Here is an 18,913-nt window from a genome sequence, read left to right as displayed (position 1 = left end):
CTATTTACAACATACTATTTAGTATGTTAAGCTGAATTCACATTTAACTTATGAGGTTCTATATGTTGAAAGTCGCAGGTTTAGCGGTTCTGGTTCTTTTGGTGGCATTTCTTGGCTATGTTTCTACACGAGAGGGGAAATTCAAATACGTTCGTAGTGATTTGATTAAGGCTCCCAAGGATAAAATTTATCCCTATATCAGTGATTTGAAGTTGGGGGGCGAGTGGTCTCCTTATGAAAAAGCAGATCCTACGATGAAAAAGTCCTTTTCGGGGCCTGAGGCGGGCGTCGGAGCAACCATGAGTTTTGAGGGAAATGATCAATCCGGTTCCGGAAAAATTGAAATTGTGAAACTAACTCCTCAGGAAACGGTGGAACTTAAATTAACGATGATAAAACCTATGCACGCGGAAAACCTAGTCACTTACACGTTAACGTCTGAAGGGGATGCCACTCGGTTCACCTGGTCTATGGAAGGTGACGGCGGGTTTATGGGAAAGCTCGTCCATGTTTTTATCGATGTTGAAAAAATGGTCGGCGATCAATTTGTTCAAGGTATTCAAAATTTGAAAACACTCGTTGAAGCAAAAAACTAAAAAGAGGAATTATGAAAGTGACAGACAAAGCAGAAATCATTCAGTGGCCTGCAACGCACTATGTTTACATCGAAAAAATCGGACCTTTTCAAGAGACAGCACCCAAAGCGTGGCAAGAATTGCACGCCGGCTTGGCTGGAATTGCTAATGATATGAAGCTTAAGGGGTTTATGAGTCTTTATAAGGTGCAGCCTCAAATGCTTTACTGTGCGGGAGTCGCCGTGCAAGAGAAGCCAGAAAAACTGCCGGATGGTTTTAAGTACATGCGATTTGAGGGCGGTAAATACTCTCGTTACACGATGACGGGATCGTATGCCAATCTGCCTGAGGCTTGCGGGATGATCTTTAGCTCTTTTGAAAAGTCGGCGGCCCCTATGCGCGATGACTTCTTCATTGAAAATTATGTGAATGATCCCAAAACGACCCCCGAAGAGCAGCTTGTGACCGAAATACTCATTCCTACGAAATAAGCTGTTTTCCGACAAAATAAAATCATGTTTCTAGATGCCGCCTCTGACTGACACTATTCTTTAGCGCAGTTGTCATAAGGAGGCGGCTGTGCGTCTTTTTTGCAGTCTTTCAATTTTCTTTCTTTCCACGCAACACTTGGCTCTTTGTTTGCCGCCGCTCCAAGAGCGATCTGCTGAATCAGCGGAAGTTCAATGAAGCTTTTCTTATTTGGAATGATGGTGGTGTTTATGTTTGAAATCGCTCAGGCGGATACAACGAAACGATATATCAAGGTCAGTGGCGGTTACCTGATGGTGTTGCGAGAGGGTGATCAAGTATTTAAGCATCTAGAAGAATTAGCGAAGAAAGAAAATATTAAAAGTGCCACATTCAGTGGTATCGGTTTTGCCAACGTAAAATTTGGATTCTTTGATTTTAAAACGAAAGAGTATGTTCCTAAAGAGTTTAAAAAAATCGAACTGGCAAGTTTGAAAGGAAGTATCGCCTGGGAAGAGGGAAAGCCCTCGCTGCATGCACATGGAGTCGGAGCGGGGGAAAATTTTCAGGCGGTAGCAGGTCACATTCTTGAAGCTACGGTCGACACGGGATCTTTGGAGATCCGGGTGGAACTTATGGATAAAAAGTTGAACCGTAAGATGGATGAATCGTTAGGAGCAAAGATCTTAGAAATCCCCTAAGTAAGAAGCCGCTTCTGCAAGCGGCTTCTTTATTTAAATTCCTTTTTTGACCAGTTCGACTAGTTGATCAAGACAGATACCCCAACCCGTCATAAACCCCATGTCCTCGTGAGTTTTTCTATCCTCTTTATTTTTGTGAACAGCGTGAGCCGTGTACTTCGTTCCTTGGGGATGATCTTCAAGGGTGATGATCGCTGTCATGAAGGATTCACCCGTCGGGCGAAAACCTTCACTCAATGCGGAAGTAAAGGCCAAACGTTCATTTTCGATAACCTCTAAGACACAGCCCTGACTTGGATACTCTTGTCCTTCGGGGGATTTCATCGTGGTATTAAAAGCGCCGCCGGGATAAAGATCCAAGCGAATTTGGGGCGTCGTCCAAGGGCGGGGCGCAAACCATTGTTTCATGAGTTCAGGCGTTGTCCACGCCTTCCAAACAAGATGTCTCGGAACATCGACGACTCGCTCTAAAACTAAATCCAGTTCCGGATTTACAGGATGCTTCTTTACTTTCACGTTCTCTCCTTATTTCGCTTGTTCGTAGGATACGACTTCCCAAATATGTCCATCAAGATCTTCGAAACCATGTTGATACATAAATCCGTGATCTTGCGAAGCGCGGGGAGCAGTTCCTCCGGCTTGCTTTGCTTTAGCCACAAACTCATCCACTTGTTTGCGCGTGTCGGTCGAAAAGCAAACTAAGACTTCCGTACTTTTCTTTGCGTCGACAAGAGGTTTATTAGTGAACGTTTTAAAGAAGTCTTCAGCTAAAAGCATGGCATAAATATTTTCACCAATGATCAAGCAAGCCCCTTGGTCATTAGTAAATTCCATATTGAATTCAAAACCAAGCTGAGAGAAAAAGTTCATCGATTTTTTTAAATCTTTCACGGGTAAGTTTACATAGATTTGTCTAGCCATTGCTTGCGCCCTTCTTCTTTATTAAGTGTTTTTTCGAATTTATCAAAAGACTGTTCCCAACCTTCTTTGCACTGATCGGCCATTTCGCCTGCAGGAAATCCTTCATGCTTCAACGTCATTTTGGTTTTTCCGTTTTCTTCTTCCAGTGTCACGGTGACTAACAACTCTTTAGGAATTCCGGGCATTCCATAGTACTCGGAAGAAACAATGTTCCCGTTTTCATCCGCGAAAGAATCCGTAAAGACGAGTTTGGTATGAGGAACTACCTCTTTATAGGTTCCTGTGCCCCAATAAACTTTTTTTTCGGGATCTTGCATGGCAAAGAGGTAAACGCCACCGACTCGGACATCACATTTGGCTGTGGGAGCCGTAAACGTGTGGGGCCCCCACCATTGTTTGATTCGTTCAGGGACGGTCCAGCTTTTCCAGACATCGTCGCGGGAAGCATCAAATAAGCGAGTGACTATAATAGGTTCTGAATGTGTTTCCATAACAGCCTCCAGTTCATTTTTAGTTCTACTGTACTAATTGGTACACTTCAAGTCTAGAATAGAATAAGCCTCGTTTTGGGGCATTTTCATCCTAATTCTTGCCACAAATTCATGTAAATCTTGTACTATATAGAACAGAATGATAGAGGTTTAGCATGGCCGTCAAATCTGACACCCGTTTGCGTATGATTAATGCTGCTTTAGAGTTGTTCCACCGTCAGGGTGTGAATGCCACTAGTATTGATCAAATCTTGGCCCAGTCTGAAACCGGAAAAAGTCAGTTTTCTCATTACTTTCGCAATAAAGATGGCCTTATTCATGCAGTTTTACAGTTTTTGCACGAAGTGATTCGGTCGGGTCAAACCCCAACGGGATACAACATCCAAACCTGGAAAGATCTGGAAAACTGGTTCCAGACTTACATCGATTTCCAAAAAAGCGTGAAGTTTGAATGTTCCTGTCCAATTGGAACTATCGGAGCTGATATCTCTAACGAACAAGAGCTTCTTCGTCAGGATGTCCGACTATTTTTAGAGTGGAGTCGCGGGCAGCTAACACGTTTTTTTGCCGAAAAGAAGGCGGCGGGTGAGCTTGTTTCATCCGCAAAGCCAGAGCCTTTAGCGGATTTCTGTATTTCTATCATGCAAGGCGGGATGCTTCTTACAAAAATGAAGAGGGATCCCGATATGTTCGAAAATGCCGCCGCTCAAGCTTTAAACTATATTAAATCTTTAAGAACAAAAAAATAACCACAGAAAGGGTTTAGCACGTTATGAAAAATAAAATCGCTCTAGGAGCACAGATTATCCTTGGTTTGATCTATTTTGTTTTTGGTCTGAATGGATTTTTTAATTTCATTCCAGCACCGGCAACACAACCGGAAAGTGTTATGAAGTTTTTTGAAGGGGTGATGTCGACGGCCTACTTCATGCCTGTTCTTAAGGGAACAGAAACTATCTGTGGTGCTTTGTTGCTTTTGGGATTTGCCTCGCCAGTGGCTTTGGTGATCCTTGCGCCAATCACATTGCAAATTGCTTTATTCCACGGTTTTTTAACACCGGGATTTCAGAACTTCATTATGCCTTTAGCGATGATCGTACTTCATATCTTGGCGGCAAGCGCTTACTGGCATTTGTATGCTCCACTTTTTAAACGCAACCCACGCGCGTAAACGAAAAGAGGCAGATTTATCTGCCTCTTTTTTTATGCTTTGATTTTGTAGCCCGTTTTAAAGATCCACCAGACAATCGCCATGCATATTGCGAAAAATAAAAACGTCAGTCCCAGACTTGCCCCGATGCTGACGTCGGCCTTCTCAAAAAAACTCCAACGAAAACCACTGATCAGATATACCACTGGATTGAACAAAGACACCTTTTGCCAAAACTGGGGAAGCATGTCGATGGAATAGAAACTTCCACCCAGGAAAGTCAGTGGTGTAATAATCATAAGTGGTATCACTTGAAGCTTTTCAAAGCCGTCGGCCCATAGACCGATAATAAATCCGAAAAGACTGAAGGTGACCGAAGTTAGGATAAGAAATGCGATCATGACGAAAGGGTGCGCGATCGTGTAGTCAACGAAGATTCTTGAAGTGATCAAAATGATTGTACCTAGAATAATGGACTTAGTGGCGGCGGCCCCAACATAACCAATGACGATCTCAAATGCCGAAATGGGAGCGGACAGCACTTCGTAAATCGTACCGGTGTAGCGTGGAAGGTAAATGCCAAAAGAGGCGTTCGAAATACTTTCAGTCAGAATTGAAAGCATAATCAATCCGGGAACGATGAATGCTCCGTAGCTAACTCCATTCATGTCGTTCATGCGTGAACCAATGGCGGCACCGAAAACAATGAAGTAAAGCGACGTTGAAAGAACCGGAGAAGCGATACTCTGAAAAAGCGTGCGAAAGAACCTTGCAAGTTCGTGCCAGTAAATAGCGCGGATCGCATAAATATTCATTTTTTGCCTCCAATAAGTTTGACGAAGATTTCTTCAAGGGAGCTCTCGGAAGACTTTAGATCTTTAAAGTCGATCCCATAGGTGCCGAGTTTTCTTAGTAGCTCTGAGATTCCGGTCTGCTCTGCCTGAGTATCAAACGTGTAAATAAGTTGGCTCTTGTCTTCTGAAAGTTCCAAATGCGTGCCTTTGAATTCGGAGGGAATTTCGGCCAGGGGACTTTGCAGTTGCAGCGTCAGTTGCTTTTTACCCAGTTTTTTCATCAGCGTGTGTTTATTCTCGACAAGAATCAGTTCGCCCTTGTTAATGACGCCGATTCGATCCGCCATCTCTTCAGCTTCTTCAATGTAATGGGTCGTCAGAATGATTGTGACTCCGCTCTCGCGAAGCTTGCGGACCATGGCCCACATATCGTGGCGAAGCTCCACGTCCACTCCCGCCGTAGGTTCATCCAAAAATAGAATATCAGGCTCGTGGGAAAGAGCTTTGGCAATCATCACTCTTCTTTTCATTCCACCTGAAAGAGTCATGATTTTAGAATCCTTCTTGTCCCACAAGGACAGATCTTTTAGGACCTTTTCCAAGTGGTTTGCGTTTCGCGGTTTTCCGAAGACACCGCGACTAAATTCAACTGAATCCCACACTTTCTCGAACATATCGCCGGTCAACTCTTGAGGGACCAAGCCGATCTTGCCTCGAACTTTTCGATAGTCTTTTTGTATATCCAGTCCATCAACAATTATCGATCCCGAACTGCGGTTGACGATGCCGCAAATAATATTGATCAACGTCGTCTTTCCGGCACCATTAGGCCCAAGAAGCGCAAAGATCTCTCCACGGCGGATCTGCAGTTGGATATTTTTTAAGGCGCTATGACCTGAAGAATACACTTTATTCAGCTCTGAAATATTAATGACGTCCGACATCGCAGTACCTTCTTTCATCTGATTGTTTCAGAGTTTCGCTTCAGTGGTCATCTTTTTTTCCCTCTGATAATGATTGTGTCCTGGCGCAAAATCTGGTCTTCTACTTTTTGCGGAGGCTATTCATGATTAAAGAACTCAACGAAGAACAAATCCATTCGATGACCTTGGAACAGAAAGACGAGTGGTGGCTTAAGAATGTTTATAAAGGCGACATGCCGCAACTAACACTTCGTTCGGCTTTAACTGGGATGATTTTGGGTGGTGTCCTAAGCCTGACAAACCTTTACATCGGAATTAAAACCGGTTGGACTTTGGGCGTCGGAATCTCTTCCGTGATACTTTCTTTTGCATTCTTTAAATTGATGGACAAGTTAAAGCTTGGCACGCACATGTCGATTTTAGAAAACAATGCCATGCAAAGTATCGCTACGAGCGCGGGCTACATGACAGCACCGATGATGGCATCCATTCCGGCCTACATGATGGTCACCGGGGAAGTAATTCCTATGTGGCAGACATTCTGGTGGATTGTTGTTTTGGCTATTTTGGGTGTCTTGTTTGCATTTCCGCTTAAAAAACGTTTCATCAATGAAGAACAACTGCCGTTCCCTGAAGGTTACGCCGCTGGCGTCGTCTTAGACAGCTTGCATTCGGAGGATGGCAAACAGGGGATGTTTAAGGCGAAGCTCCTGATGAGTGGTGCGGGGATTTCCGCTTTGATTGAAATCTTGCGCGCGGATGCTGTGCTGACGGCAATCAAAATGCCTTTCTTAGCCCTTCCTCATTATTGGGACGATTTCGTTTATAAGTTTGCGACACCTAAAATCTTGGGAAGTCCTCTTAAAGACCTCACTATCCAGTTTGATACATCCATCGTGATGATGGGAACGGGTGGTTTGATGAGCATGAAGACAGCGATGTCTATTCTGCTGGGTGGATTCTTAAACTATTTCGTTCTTGCACCTATTATGATCAGCAATGGAGTGATTCCAGAGGCGAAGTTCAAGGCGATCACGATGTGGGCTTTATGGGGTGGTGCTGCGATTATGACGACCTCATCGCTTTATTCTTTCTTTTCTAAACCACAAATCTTGGTTGAAACTTTCCGTAAGGGGTTTGCTAAAAAGAAAGATAAAAAGGCAGATCCACTTGAAAAAATTGAACTTCCAATGTGGATTTTCGCCGTTGGTATTCCTGTCGTCGGCGCGATCACGATCTATCTCGGTCATGTGTGGTTTGGAATTCATTATTGGTTGGGTCTATTGGCCATCCCCCTTGTCTTTATCTTTACTTTGATCGCAGTCACTTCAACAGGTTTAACTGGTATCACTCCAGGGGGAGCTTTAGGTAAGTTGACTCAGATCACTTACGGTGTGGCGGCGCCCGGAAATGTGACGACCAACTTGATGACGGCGGGAATCACATCCGAAGTATCCTTAAACGCCAGCAACCTGTTGATGGATATTAAACCTGCTTACATGTTAGGTGGTAAACCTCGCCATCAAGCCGTTGGACACGTACTGGGAATTTTCGCAGGCGGCCTGGTTGCTGTTCCGGTTTTTTATTCTTTATTCCATGGAGACGTTTCACTTTTCACTTCGGAAGCGTTGCCGCTTCCAGGAGCTTCGATTTGGAAAGGTGTTGCGGAGGTTTTGACGAAAGGACTTAGCAATCTTCATCCTACGGCGCAATTGGCGGCGGGTGTCGGTGCAGTAGCAGGTATTGTGATCGAAATTCTGAACAAGAAAACCAAAGGCCGTTTCCCTCTTTCGGGTGTCGGTTTGGGACTTGGTTTCGTTCTTCGCTTCGTTGACGCTTGGTCGATGGCTTTAGGAACTTTATTGTTCTGGATTGCAAAAAAGCGCTACAAAGATCAAACAAGCTTTGGCTATCGCGCTTTTGTAGAGAATCAAGAAACTTTGGCGGCGGGTGTGATCGCGGGCGGCTCTATTATCGGAATCATTCTGATTCTTTTAGAAAACGCCGTTGGATAGGAAGTTACCTTGGAAGAGCTGAATGAATTTTCGAAAAATGTTATTAAGTTTATTCAGCAGATTCCCAAGGGAAACGTCGCTACGTATGGACAAATCGCGAAACTTGCGGGGAAGCCCCAAGGTTCGCGAGGAGTCGCTTGGATTCTGCACTCTTCTTCAAAGACTTATAAACTTCCTTGGCAAAGGGTGATCAACTCGCAAGGAAGAATATCTTTTCCAGAGGACTCTTCGTTCTTCAAGAAACAAAAATCACTGCTAATAAAGGAAGGCGTGATTTTCACAGAGAAAAATAAGATCGATCTTAAAAAGTTCCAATGGAAAAAAGAGCCCAAAAAAATCAGATCGTCTCGATCCCCTCGCATGTTTTCAAAGTGATTTTATTCTGAGGATTCTCGTATAGTGACGTGAGAATAGCTCCTACAGCGGGTTTCCCGGGAGTCCTTGGTCTATATATGGTCCAGAGCTAGGCCATTGGGGTTTTAAGTTACAAGGCTGTCACTTAAGACTTAACCAATGCAAAAACACAAGACACTGACAAACAAAATTAAAGGCGGTCTTTCAATTTTATTAATCTCTTCCGCACTTCTAGGTCTAGGATGTGCGCAGGCTTCAGGAGATGGTGAATGGGCATCAGGAGAGCCCGACGACACCACACAAGGCACCTCACCAACAATTCCAGATGGTGGTGATACGGGCTCTGGCACGGTCACAACTCCGACAGAACCTCCAATCAACGGATTGTATTTTTCTTTTAAACCAGGAACGACACAGCTTGCTTATGGTCCAGGTAAAACTTGGAATGGTTGTGATTCGGCAGCGATTGTTCGCGGCGGTTATGACAGCGATACAAAATGCGGTAACGGAACTATTCATCCAAACTATGCGACTCACCTGAATAAACATTTCTTTGGCTGTGTGGAAACGGCGGCGTTAGCAGCCAACTATCCCCAACCTGAAAGAGTTTTCATTCGTCACTGGGGAACTTATGTGAATCGAAATGCCAGAAACTCTTCGAGTTTAAGTATGCATGCTTATGCGCGCGCCATCGACATTGTGAAGTTTCTTATTTACGATAGAACGGGTGGTGTGACTTCAGTAAGCACGCATGTTCGTGACTTTAAAGGGACAACGAAGACGTTTTACAATGCCTTCCGTCAGTGCTGGAAAGACACGATGCCTACGAAGTGCAGACCAGGTCAACGTGAATACGCAGGGTCCATTGGAATTCCAGGATCGGCTTTAGGCGGTAACGATCTTCACAATGACCATATCCATCTTTCATTCCCATTGTGTGCGGGGTAACTATGAAAAACTTTAAAAACTTATTAGCTCTTTCGACATTCATCCTTTCAACAAACGCTTTTGCAGCAAATGATGTTGTGGGTGAAAAAACTGTCACTTTACCGAACGGAAAAGGTCAGGCATTGGTTTCTTCTCGCATCGTAGAAGAAAAACTGGGAAGACCTTACGCCGTGGAACTCAAAGTCAGCTGCGGAGCCGCAGCTCCGAACTGGCAAAAAGTGCAAGTGGCGGATTCAGAATCAGTCTGTGATGTGAAACCGCAGTCGGCAAAATTATCTGACGACGGAAAATACATCACGGTCTTAGTGCGTGAAACTGATGCGGATTCTTTTAACAAGCTTTCTACGATGGCAGATGCCAGACAGCTAGGTGATATGAAACCGAAATGTCAGAAGGCGGGGAAAGAATTTAAATTCTCTGTAGAACAATATTGTCAGAAGTAAAAAAAAAGAATATCCCCGAGACTATCGGGGATATTCCACTGAAAAAACCTAGATCACTGCACGGTAATCCATACATTGCGTACTCCGTTCGCTCGCACCAGGCGATTGAACGTATATGCGTTGTCGGGATGCATGCGGATACATCCGTGCGATGCCCGGGTTCCTAGCTTAGGCCAATTCGATCGTGGAGTCCCATGGAGGGCAAAACCACCTCGAATAAATACGGCATAAGGCATATTACCTAACCCATTATAGTCTCCTCCAGGGAATTTGCTAGAGGTGTATCTGTCGTAGATACGTCCATCTGGATGTTTGTCGAAATTGGGTGTTCCATGTCCACTAACTCCAGTAGAAACAGCCCAAGAACCTCTCAGACTTCCATTTACATACAAGTACATTCTCTGAGTATCTTTTACAACTTGTGCCCAGACGGCGCAGTTTGCTCTTCGACAGGTATCTAAACCAATAATGTCGTTAATAAAGGCATCGGGAAGATGCGCAGGTTTGCCAGTTTCTTCTTCATAAATTTTATCGTAGTACTCTAAGGTCTCTTCGATGTTCGGATCGAAAGGGTCGAGTTCCTCAATCATGTTGGGAATGCGTTCGTCTTCTGCCAAGGCTTCTGCAGTTTGTGCGTTGGCTTGGAAATTTATGCCAAAAAGTAGTGAGAAAACGAAGGTTGTTATCTTCAGCCCTGTTTTCATAAACACCTCCTGTGTTTGTGTTGTTGATAGTTCCGAGTTCAATGTTACTGCTCCGGTACAACACGGGAGGGCCGTCTTAAGACGCCTGACATGCAATTCGTGAGATTTAAGCCTTCTGCAGAGCCCGATTTCTGGTTCTGAAGAAACATTTGCGCACCGAAGTCGGGAGGCTGTATTTGTCAGAAATCTATGTTAGATGTCTTAAATATATGGAAAATAATGTCTGCTGTTCCTGTCAAAAACCGAAAGCCACCCTTGAATGCGGTCACTGCAAAAGCGCCGTCTGTAAGAACTGTGCGCAGTTTTTAGAGAAAGAAACCTTCTCTTTTTTGCAGAATCTTCCAGAAGAGTTGTCTCACAGCACTTATTGCGGAGCTTGTTACGATAATCACGTGGCGCCACAGTTGGTGGACTACAATGAAACAATGGAAGAAGCGAAGAACGTGGCGGTTTTCTTTAAGACGCAGACGAAAGAAACTCGACTTTTAAAGCGCAAAGAGAAACCTTTCAAAGTCAAAGACTGTCCGGACCGTGAAGAGACTCTGTTAAGGCTGGCTTTTTTGGCGGCCAAAGCTAAATTCAACGGTTTGATCGATGTAGATATTCAGTCAGAAAAGGTCTTGCAAGGGCGTTATCAAACTACAAAGTGGAGTGGCACTGGCATTCCTGTGCAACTTGAATCAAAAAGGCTTTTGCCAAAATGAAGTTAACAAAAGCGCAAGCCCGCCGCTTCTGGATTCACGCACAAAGACTGGATGTTTCGGCGCCTTTTGGAGCCGGCCCGAAAGCGACAAGTGCGGCTGTTGATCATCTGGGTTATGTGCAAATCGATACCATTCACGTGATCGAGCGTTGTCATCACCATATTTTGTATTCACGCATTCCGAAATATCGAAGACAGGATCTCCATACAGCTCAGACGACAGAAAAGTCTGTATTTGAGTATTGGACCCATGCACTGGCCTACGTGCCGACGAAAGACTTTCGCTATTTCATGAATGACATGAAAAGGCGCCGACTTGAGCCCTCGAACTGGTACAAGAGCGTTAAGAAAGAGGATCTGCAAAAAGTCCTTAAGTTGATTAAAAAAGACGGTGCCATTTCTATTCGTGATATTGAAGATGACGTCTTAGTTGAAAAAGATCATCCCTGGGTTAGCCGTAAACCCTCCAAAAAAGCCCTGCAACTGGCGTTCAATGGAGGTCTTTTAACGGTGTCCGAGCGATTGGGGATGCTAAAAAAATATGAACTTTTGGATCGGCATTTTGGTTGGAAGAAAAAGCCAAAACCGGCTTCAACAAAAGAAGTGTATAACTATCTTTTGGATCGGGCACTGCGTTCGCAATCGTTCGTCACATTAGATTCGGTCTGCCACCTGTACCCTAGTCGCAAACCAGAGATTCGTCGTTTGATAGATCAAAGGGTCCGAAAAAAGGAACTTCTAGAGATCGAAATAGATGGTATTTCAAAATATCAACTATGGATTCGTCCGGAAGATCTAGATATGAAACTTGAGTTGCAGCCAATCACGCATATTCTATCGCCATTTGACCCATTGATTATTCAGAGAAAAAGACTGCAAGCCATTTTTGATTATGAGCATCGTTTCGAGGCCTACATTCCTAAAGAAAAACGCGTCTTCGGATACTTTGCTTTACCGGTTCTGTTAGACGATGAGATTGTCGCGGCTTTGGATCTAAAAACAGACCGGGCGAACAAAGAACTTTTGGTGCAAAAGTGGACTTGGTTAGGAAAACACAAATCTAAGAAAAATAAGGAGCGTATAGAAGAAGAACTTCATCGCTTCGAAAAATTTCAGCTCGCAAAAGAAGAAACCCCTTAATCTCTTAAGGGGTTTTTAATTTCAATCAGTGATTAAAGGGTAATTTTCCAAGGTAGTCGTTCTTGCCTACGTCCACTCCGTTATGACGTAATATCGCGTAAGCCGTCGTCACATGGAAATAGAAATTCGGAATAGCGTGATGAATGACGTAGTCATCACCTTTCATCCATTTTCCTTCCCAACGGGGCTGAGTCACTTGTTTTGCGGAAGCTTCGGTATAGTCTTTCAAAGTCAAGCCTTCCAAATAACCAATGGTGCTTGCAATGCGGGCCTTCAATTCCGGAAAAGTCTTTTCAGTATCTTCGTTCGAAGGGGCTGTTTTGCCCGTCAGTCGAAATCCACAAAGCTTTGCTGTGTCACAGGCGATTTGGATCTGGCGAGCCAATGGAAATTGATCCGGAGCCAAGCGAGATTGAACTAAAACATCGGTAGAAAACTTTTTAGTATCAGCATAATGAGATGCTTTATCTAAGAAGCCATCTAAGTTACGAAGCATCTTTATAAATTGGGGAACAGTCAGGTCAAAGATCATTATTTCTCCTCGGGTGATGAGTCCGAAATATTCTTAAACGATTGTTTTTAACAAACCACCATCAACGCGAAGCGCAGACCCGGTAATTGCAGAAGCTTCTTCGCTACTCAAATAGCTCACGAAAGATCCTATCTCTTCAGGTCGAATAAAACGTTTTAAAAGACTTGTCGGACGCGCATTTTTAAAGAAATCTTTTTCGATTTCTTCTTCTGACATTTGCGCTTTTTCTGCAAGCTGTTTCAGGAAAGTACCAACGCCCTCAGATTTCGTGGGGCCGACCAGCACCGAATTTACCGTGACGTTTGTTTGAGCTGCGGCTTCTGCTAAACCTCTAGCCAAAGAAAGCTGCGCCGTCTTTGAAACTCCATAGTGAATCATCTCAAGAGGGATTTGCAGTGCCGACTCACTGGAAATAAAGATGATGCGACCATAATTCTTTTTCAACATGCGAGGAAAGTAATGTCGTGATAAACGCGCCCCTGAAAGAAAGTTGGCGTTCCACATTTTGTTCCAGTCCTCGTCAGTGATATCGACAAAATCTTTGGGCTCAAAGATTCCGAAGTTATTCACAAGAACATCCACATCCGCAAAAAGGTCGGTGACTGTGTTAATGCCCTCTATAGTAGTTAAGTCGGCTGCGACACCTTGCAAAGCGTTCTTAGTCGCTCCGTTTTCGATCAACTGATTTATTGCGTGGTTGACTCGAGCTTCGCTGCGACCGTTGATAATGACATCAAAGCCTTGCTGAAGCATTTTTTCGGCAATGGCAAAACCGATACCGGCTGTCGAACCTGTGATTAAAGCTAAACGTTTTTTCTTCATTAGGTCTCCGATTTAAATTCTATCTAAATCTACGCTATTTCTGATTCGCTGATAATACATTGAATCAGAGAAACATTTTTTCTATTATGGAAAATATGAAAATTCAGAATTTAGAAGACCTCGTTGCTTTTTTGCAGGTGGCAGAGCTTAAAAGTTTCTCTCAAGCGGCCAAAACCCTTTCTGTCCCTGTCTCTGTTCTTAGTAAACGAATCGCAAGATTAGAAGAAGTATTAGGTTTGCGTCTTTTTCAACGAAGCACGCGCGCGGTGAATCTTACGGAAGAAGGAAAAATTTTAGTTCCACAAGCACAAAGAATTTTAGGGGATATTAAAGAAGTTGAAGAACAATTTGCCGACACGAATGAGTTGAAAGGCCCCGTGCGCCTGACTTTGCCTTTAACCTTGGCGCAAGGGCCGGTTGCGAAAATCCTTGCGGATTTTTCCAAAAATCATCCGAAAGTGGAAGTCAGTGTGCATTTCAGCGATAAACTCGAAAAACTCGTGGAATCGGGTTTTGATTTGGCGATTCGCTTTTCAACGCTTGAAGATTCTTCTTTAATAGCCCGTCGTCTGGGCCCCAATTATTTAAAGATCATTGCCTCACCCTCGTACTTAAAAAAACACGGGACTCCCAAAACGGTGAAAGATCTTGTGAAACATCGTCTGCTCTTTCTTTCCATTCATCGCCAAAGAAAGTTTGTAAAATCGGGACTCAGTTTAGGCGAGGTTAGCAAAGAACCAACGACTCATTCGAACAATGGATTATTTCTAACTGAACTTATGAAACTGGGGGCGGGGATTGCGGTGCGATCTCACTGGGACGTGGCAGACTTGTTGAGGAAAAAAGACGTTGTGGAAGTTGTACTCAACGATCGGCTTGAAAGCGGACACGACGCTTACATCGTGACCCCATCGAACCGCTATATGTCTCGACGAGTGCGGGCGTTGATGGACACTTTGGTGCAGGAATTTCCAAAGTTCCTCGAGTCCGCAAATTGACAAAGAATCCGTGGGGCAAAATCACCCGCAAATGAGGAGAAAAGGGAGTGCGATTTCCTTCACGTTCAATACGTAAGAATAGAAGTTTGGCACCAATCCTGCTTATAGAAATCAGTGTAATCCTTTTCCAGTCCCTGCATGGGGGCCCTGTCGTGGGGCCTCCTTATTTTTTTCTAAAATCCTTGAGCACTTTTTTCGGCGCGAAAGGATTCACGCATCTCGCGTCTTAATTCTAAAGCTAACTTGTCAATTTCTTCAGGCCGACCATGGAAGGCGGCCGGAGTATTTTGAAATATCGATATTCGCCAGTGATCATCATCTTTCACGCTGACAAGCGTTTGTATGGCCGTCAGCTCTGGCAAGATGTCCGTCTTCCCAGGTGGAATCATACCTGCTACTGCATTCAATACAGCGACTTCTGGAGCGATAAAACGCACATTGCGTACAATGTTCACAAAGGACCCCGTCGGATGATGAAAAAAAATCGTTGCCAGATGCTTTCCGATTTCTTCTTGTCCCATAAGGTGACTGCCATCAAAGCCGATCATGTTCGCATCTTCAGAAAACAGATGAGCCATGTCAGCGGCACTGCGCTTATTCCATGCACTTAAAAGGTTGTGATACAAAATGCGAATCTGGGATTCTTCGCCCGTGTGAGGATGTAAATCCACGACCACCTCCCGCAAGAGTGCTTGAGCAAAGTGTGCGAGAGTTTTACGGCCATCGCAAGGCTAGGCCGTAAATGACATCACGACCTAGGGACTTATTTCTTAAGAGCTAGATATGGAAGGTAGCCAGCGCCTAGAACTCCGGCGTGGTTTTTGGTTTTCGCGATTTCAATCTTGCACTCGAACATAGGATTCATTTGGTGAATCATTTTTTTATAGTGAGATTTAAGATCGTTGAAATAAAGATTCTTAATCTTGATAAGTCCGCCACTTAAGAAAATTCTTTCTAAGTTATAGCCAATTGAAAGGTCATAACACAGACAGGCCAAAGCCCAACCCATCTCTTTAAAAAGCGTCTGGTACTTGGCGTCTTTAGATTCTACAAGTTCTTCGACGGAATTTCCGGTGAAACCCAACTCTTTTGCGCGACGAAGAAGGCCCGTGCCCGAAGCCACTCCTTCTACCGTGCAGTGATGAAGTTTATCGGGAGTCTCTTGAAGTTTTTTAAAATCTACGATTGTATGCCCGTATTCAGAGCCCATGCCGCGGCTTTGTGCGGGAAATCCATTGAAGATCACTCCCGAACCCACCCCAGTTCCTACCGTAACGACCGCGTAAGAACGCATGCCTTTACCGCCACCAACCCAGCCTTCTGCCAACGCCGCAGCTGTGCCGTCATGTTGGAAATGCACTTTTGTTTTAAAACCACGAGCATTGATTTCTTTTGCAACAAGATCACGAATCGGAACAATCTTCCAGCCTGGATAATTCATCGGGTGAATCAGCTTGCCCTCTTCGGCGTTCAATGGTCCGGCGCTAGCAAGTCCGATACCTAGAAAATGTTTCCCCGTTGTTTCTTTTGGAAAACGTTTTTTGAAATCCATGGCAATATCTGCCATCAAGCCAATCACCCGCTTTTGCGTCTGTAGTGCGGATTTCTCGCGTTTCATATCCACCGGCACTTTAATAAAGTCCAGCATAGTGCCGTTATTATCTAAAAGTGCCGCTGCTAATTTTGTACCACCAAGATCAAAGCCGATAGTGTAAGTCTTTTTCATGGATTTACTTTTTTCTGGTTTTAAATGGAGAAGTTTTTAAAAGCACGACTGCTGACATCGCTGGAATTTTTCCGTGAACGTAACCACGACTGGTGACGGTCCATGATTCAGTGCAGGTCTTCGTGCGAGGATTATAATCAGAGCTGACGATGTTGCAGTAGGCACCCGGAGTCAGCGACGTGGCAAAATCACGTTGCATTTCTGCATCGGAAAAATTCATTGCGACAAATCCAAAGCTGCCGCGGCCGAAGGACAGCTGGTCTTTGCCGTTGGACCACCAATTGGAAATATAAAAGGCTTTGTCCGTTTGATTTCTGAAGTCCACCATCGCCGCAACTTCAGGCAGACGATGTTCACACGTCCAAGGGGCGACACATTGACCATTTTGATCAAAGACGGGATGAGACTTCATTTCAGAAGTCAGAGGAGGACCTTGATCAAAGTTTTCAAATTTAAATCCCGAGAACAGCTGAGGGTATCCATAAGGCCACGCCAGCATGAAGACTTGGCCCAAACGGTAAAGACGTTGTTCAGCACCGTTGTAGCTTAGTACCGAGTTTGCATCGTGACGTTCAAGATCGTGATTTGTTGTGAACACGATACAGTCTTTGCTGTCAGGAAAACCTTCGGCGATACGATGCAAACGTTCCGCATCTTTAAAGCGCAATCCCCCGGCAAGTACGCGAGGATAGTCATAAGCCATCACGTCGCCGTAGGGAAGATATTCGCTGTATTGGATAGGACCTTGAGGGTCGTAAATAACTTCATGGTAAATATAAGCCGAACGTTTTAAGCGGGAATAAATGGCTGCTAAATCTTGCGCTGGAATATGTTTTGCGGCGTCAATGCGAAAACCCGCAACACCCAAGTCCAAAAGCTTATTCAGGTAAGCGGCCAAGCGGTTGCGCACGTACTCTGTTTCTGTTGCAAGATCGGCGAGATCCACAAGTTCGCAATTTTGAATCTCGTAACGGTCAGAATAATCCACAATGTTGTCGTTGCCGTTACGGCCACAGTGATGAAAGTCTTTGTGCGAATAAAGGCCTGGGTAATCGTAATGGGTAAATGCTGTTCCCCCGAAACCAACACCACCAGGAATGCCTGTTGTGTGGTTAATGACCGCATCCGCGTAAACATCAACGCCCACGGACTGGCAGCGGCGAACCATGTCTGCAAATTCAGCCTCATTGCCACTTCGAGAATTTAAGTTATAACTTGCGACCTGATAACGTTCCCACCAAGGCGTGTTTTCCCACATGATATGTTCATGCGGAGGAGAAACTTGAACCGCAGAAAAACCCGCGGGTCCCAGGTAATTTTCGCACTCATTGGCGACATCAGCCCAAGACCACTCAAAAAGTTGTATGAAGACAGTGCGCGGAGCTGCATGCACCTGCAGGCCTGTCACAAAGATGGCAAAACAAAGAAGGCGTGCCCAAAGGCTCAAAGACATGCAGTCTCCTTAAAGTCGCTTATTCAGTCCCGTTTTTTTATCAAAGAGGTGGGACTTTGTCAGGTCGATCTTTAAACGAACCTTTTCATCTTTAGAAAAATTATAAGAAGAATCCACAAGAATTCTGACACTTTGGCCCTCTAACGAGCCATGAAGCATCTGTTGGCCTCCCAAATTTTCAGAAAGCTCGATTTGGTAGCTTCCCAGCTCTAATTCATTGCTTTCCAAGTTTCCGTTGGAAATCTTAAAGGCTTCGGGGCGCACACCCAAAATGTCGCCATCTTGGACTTCTTTCCAAGGAAGTTTTTTCAACAATGAACCCTGAATGAAGTTCATCTCAGGAGAACCAATAAACCCGGCGATGAAAAGATTCTTCGGTTGGTGGTAAATTTGGGTAGGAGTTCCAACTTGTTCCACGATCCCGTCTTTAAGAACGGCGATACGGTCCCCCATGGTTGTTGCTTCCATCTGGTCGTGGGTGACGTAAATCATGGTTGATTTCAAACTTTGGTGAAGACGTTTGATTTCTACGCGCATCTGACTGCGCAAGTGAGCATCCAAGTTTGAAAGAGGCTCGTCAAAAAGAACAATGGATGTTTGGCGAGCCAATGCACGACCCAAAGCCACGCGCTGACGTTGACCGCCAGAAAGCTCTTTAGGTTTGCGTTCCAGTAAGTGAGAGATTTGCAGAAGCTCTGCGATTTGGTGCACGCGCTTGCTGATTTCGTCTTTGGATTTTTTTTGCAGTTTCAAAGCAAAGCCCATGTTTTCTGCGACATTCATGTGCGGATAAAGAGCGTAGTTCTGAAATACCATGGCGATGTCACGATCCTGAGGTTCGTGTTTTGCGATGGATTTGCCGTTTACTTTGATATCGCCGCCATCTAACTTTTCAAGACCCGCAAGCGTTCTAAGCAAAGTGGACTTTCCGCAACCGGAAGGCCCGACAAGAACCAAGAATTCACCGCTGGTGATTTCCAAATCAATATTTTTAAGAATTTGTGAAGCACCAAAGCTTTTAGAGGCTTTAGAAAATTCAATAGATGCCATAA

24 protein-coding genes are annotated in these 18,913 nt (G+C 44.5%); 12 read left to right on the top strand and 12 right to left on the bottom strand.

The features are described from left to right. The first annotated feature begins 62 nt into the window (after positions 1-62). The 3 genes from ACLWBD_RS16350 (at position 63) to ACLWBD_RS16340 (ending at position 1,744) form a co-directional block, all read left to right on the top strand. Complete coding sequence (locus tag ACLWBD_RS16350) at positions 63-596, top strand: SRPBCC family protein (protein ID WP_063205404.1); 534 nt, start codon at positions 63-65, stop codon at positions 594-596. Between the two features lie 11 nt (positions 597-607). Further along, positions 608-1,066 (top strand): GyrI-like domain-containing protein, encoded by a 459-nt coding sequence (locus ACLWBD_RS16345; protein WP_063205403.1) that lies wholly within the window; start codon positions 608-610, stop codon positions 1,064-1,066. Between the two features lie 192 nt (positions 1,067-1,258). Next, positions 1,259-1,744 carry a PPC domain-containing DNA-binding protein gene (locus tag ACLWBD_RS16340; RefSeq protein ID WP_216635248.1) on the top strand — a complete coding sequence of 162 codons (486 nt, stop codon included), beginning with the start codon at positions 1,259-1,261 and terminating at the stop codon, positions 1,742-1,744. Between the two features lie 33 nt (positions 1,745-1,777). Here the strand turns inward: ACLWBD_RS16340 and ACLWBD_RS16335 are convergent, their stop codons facing one another. Genes ACLWBD_RS16335 through ACLWBD_RS16325 form a run of 3 tightly spaced genes read right to left on the bottom strand, consistent with a single transcriptional unit; the run spans position 1,778 to position 3,156 of the window. After that, positions 1,778-2,260: an SRPBCC family protein gene (locus tag ACLWBD_RS16335; RefSeq protein WP_063205402.1), complete on the bottom strand. Its 483-nt coding sequence runs from the start codon at positions 2,258-2,260 to the stop codon at positions 1,778-1,780. 9 nt (positions 2,261-2,269) lie between these two features. Next, entirely contained in the window at positions 2,270-2,665 is a 396-nt protein-coding gene (locus tag ACLWBD_RS16330; RefSeq protein WP_063206590.1) for a VOC family protein, read from the bottom strand. Further along, on the bottom strand, positions 2,644-3,156 hold the full coding sequence (locus ACLWBD_RS16325; RefSeq protein WP_063205401.1) for an SRPBCC family protein: 513 nt from the start codon (positions 3,154-3,156) through the stop codon (positions 2,644-2,646). The genes ACLWBD_RS16330 and ACLWBD_RS16325 overlap by 22 nt, the downstream gene beginning before the upstream one ends. Before the next feature lie 155 nt (positions 3,157-3,311). On the opposite strand from ACLWBD_RS16325, the gene ACLWBD_RS16320 reads away from it, so the two are divergent. Both ACLWBD_RS16320 and ACLWBD_RS16315 read left to right on the top strand, forming a co-directional pair. Next, complete coding sequence (locus tag ACLWBD_RS16320; RefSeq protein WP_063205400.1) at positions 3,312-3,905, top strand: TetR/AcrR family transcriptional regulator; 594 nt, start codon at positions 3,312-3,314, stop codon at positions 3,903-3,905. A 23-nt stretch (positions 3,906-3,928) separates the two neighbouring features. After that, positions 3,929-4,327: a DoxX family membrane protein gene (locus ACLWBD_RS16315; RefSeq protein WP_063205399.1), complete on the top strand. Its 399-nt coding sequence runs from the start codon at positions 3,929-3,931 to the stop codon at positions 4,325-4,327. 32 nt (positions 4,328-4,359) lie between these two features. Here the strand turns inward: ACLWBD_RS16315 and ACLWBD_RS16310 are convergent, their stop codons facing one another. Beyond that, the gene (locus tag ACLWBD_RS16310; protein WP_063205398.1) at positions 4,360-5,121 is read right to left on the bottom strand and encodes an ABC transporter permease; all 762 of its coding nucleotides are present in this window, start codon (positions 5,119-5,121) and stop codon (positions 4,360-4,362) included. After that, entirely contained in the window at positions 5,118-6,044 is a 927-nt protein-coding gene (locus ACLWBD_RS16305; protein WP_063205397.1) for an ABC transporter ATP-binding protein, read from the bottom strand. The genes ACLWBD_RS16310 and ACLWBD_RS16305 overlap by 4 nt, the downstream gene beginning before the upstream one ends. Positions 6,045-6,166: 122 nt before the next feature. On the opposite strand from ACLWBD_RS16305, the gene ACLWBD_RS16300 reads away from it, so the two are divergent. The 4 genes from ACLWBD_RS16300 (at position 6,167) to ACLWBD_RS16285 (ending at position 9,783) form a co-directional block, all read left to right on the top strand. Beyond that, positions 6,167-8,038 carry an OPT family oligopeptide transporter gene (locus ACLWBD_RS16300; RefSeq protein WP_081112140.1) on the top strand — a complete coding sequence of 624 codons (1,872 nt, stop codon included), beginning with the start codon at positions 6,167-6,169 and terminating at the stop codon, positions 8,036-8,038. A 9-nt stretch (positions 8,039-8,047) separates the two neighbouring features. Continuing rightward, positions 8,048-8,413, top strand: a complete 366-nt coding sequence (locus ACLWBD_RS16295; RefSeq protein WP_253696499.1) for an MGMT family protein — start codon at positions 8,048-8,050, stop codon at positions 8,411-8,413. A gap of 138 nt (positions 8,414-8,551) precedes the next feature. Beyond that, a complete protein-coding gene (locus tag ACLWBD_RS16290) occupies positions 8,552-9,340 on the top strand; it encodes a hypothetical protein (protein ID WP_063205396.1) in 789 nt (262 codons plus the stop codon). Positions 9,341-9,342: 2 nt separating this feature from the next. Continuing rightward, positions 9,343-9,783 carry a hypothetical protein gene (locus tag ACLWBD_RS16285; RefSeq protein WP_413569005.1) on the top strand — a complete coding sequence of 147 codons (441 nt, stop codon included), beginning with the start codon at positions 9,343-9,345 and terminating at the stop codon, positions 9,781-9,783. A 53-nt stretch (positions 9,784-9,836) separates the two neighbouring features. On the opposite strand, the gene ACLWBD_RS16280 is transcribed toward ACLWBD_RS16285, so the two are convergent. Further along, positions 9,837-10,487: a L,D-transpeptidase gene (locus ACLWBD_RS16280; protein WP_063242386.1), complete on the bottom strand. Its 651-nt coding sequence runs from the start codon at positions 10,485-10,487 to the stop codon at positions 9,837-9,839. A 209-nt stretch (positions 10,488-10,696) separates the two neighbouring features. Here ACLWBD_RS16280 and ACLWBD_RS16275 point away from each other — a divergent pair, with 209 nt between their 5' ends. Then, the gene (locus tag ACLWBD_RS16275) at positions 10,697-11,191 is read left to right on the top strand and encodes a hypothetical protein (protein WP_413569004.1); all 495 of its coding nucleotides are present in this window, start codon (positions 10,697-10,699) and stop codon (positions 11,189-11,191) included. Continuing rightward, on the top strand, positions 11,188-12,330 hold the full coding sequence (locus tag ACLWBD_RS16270) for a winged helix-turn-helix domain-containing protein (RefSeq protein ID WP_413569003.1): 1,143 nt from the start codon (positions 11,188-11,190) through the stop codon (positions 12,328-12,330). The genes ACLWBD_RS16275 and ACLWBD_RS16270 overlap by 4 nt, the downstream gene beginning before the upstream one ends. 25 nt (positions 12,331-12,355) lie before the next feature. Here ACLWBD_RS16270 and ACLWBD_RS16265 read toward each other — a convergent pair whose 3' ends face one another. Continuing rightward, positions 12,356-12,862: a DUF1993 family protein gene (locus ACLWBD_RS16265; protein ID WP_063205391.1), complete on the bottom strand. Its 507-nt coding sequence runs from the start codon at positions 12,860-12,862 to the stop codon at positions 12,356-12,358. A gap of 33 nt (positions 12,863-12,895) precedes the next feature. Next, positions 12,896-13,684, bottom strand: coding sequence for an SDR family NAD(P)-dependent oxidoreductase (locus ACLWBD_RS16260; protein ID WP_063205390.1), 789 nt, complete (start codon positions 13,682-13,684; stop codon positions 12,896-12,898). Between the two features lie 95 nt (positions 13,685-13,779). Here ACLWBD_RS16260 and ACLWBD_RS16255 point away from each other — a divergent pair, with 95 nt between their 5' ends. Next, positions 13,780-14,682 carry a LysR family transcriptional regulator gene (locus ACLWBD_RS16255; RefSeq protein ID WP_172795503.1) on the top strand — a complete coding sequence of 301 codons (903 nt, stop codon included), beginning with the start codon at positions 13,780-13,782 and terminating at the stop codon, positions 14,680-14,682. 173 nt (positions 14,683-14,855) lie between these two features. Here ACLWBD_RS16255 and ACLWBD_RS16250 read toward each other — a convergent pair whose 3' ends face one another. From ACLWBD_RS16250 to ACLWBD_RS16235, 4 genes are all read right to left on the bottom strand, one after another. Beyond that, on the bottom strand, positions 14,856-15,353 hold the full coding sequence (locus ACLWBD_RS16250) for an SgcJ/EcaC family oxidoreductase (RefSeq protein ID WP_081112139.1): 498 nt from the start codon (positions 15,351-15,353) through the stop codon (positions 14,856-14,858). 92 nt (positions 15,354-15,445) lie between these two features. Further along, entirely contained in the window at positions 15,446-16,408 is a 963-nt protein-coding gene (locus tag ACLWBD_RS16245) for an ROK family protein (RefSeq protein ID WP_413569002.1), read from the bottom strand. Positions 16,409-16,412: 4 nt separating this feature from the next. After that, on the bottom strand, positions 16,413-17,861 hold the full coding sequence (locus tag ACLWBD_RS16240; RefSeq protein ID WP_413569001.1) for an alpha-amylase: 1,449 nt from the start codon (positions 17,859-17,861) through the stop codon (positions 16,413-16,415). A 9-nt stretch (positions 17,862-17,870) separates the two neighbouring features. After that, positions 17,871-18,911 carry an ABC transporter ATP-binding protein gene (locus tag ACLWBD_RS16235; protein ID WP_063205385.1) on the bottom strand — a complete coding sequence of 347 codons (1,041 nt, stop codon included), beginning with the start codon at positions 18,909-18,911 and terminating at the stop codon, positions 17,871-17,873. Positions 18,912-18,913: the final 2 nt, after the last annotated feature.

It is taken from the genome of Bdellovibrio sp. HCB117, assembly GCF_047305915.1.
GTDB classification, from domain to species: Bacteria; Bdellovibrionota; Bdellovibrionia; order Bdellovibrionales; family Bdellovibrionaceae; genus Bdellovibrio; species Bdellovibrio bacteriovorus_B.
Note: the sequence above shows the minus strand (reverse complement) of the source record. Positions and strands in the feature narration are given on the sequence as shown.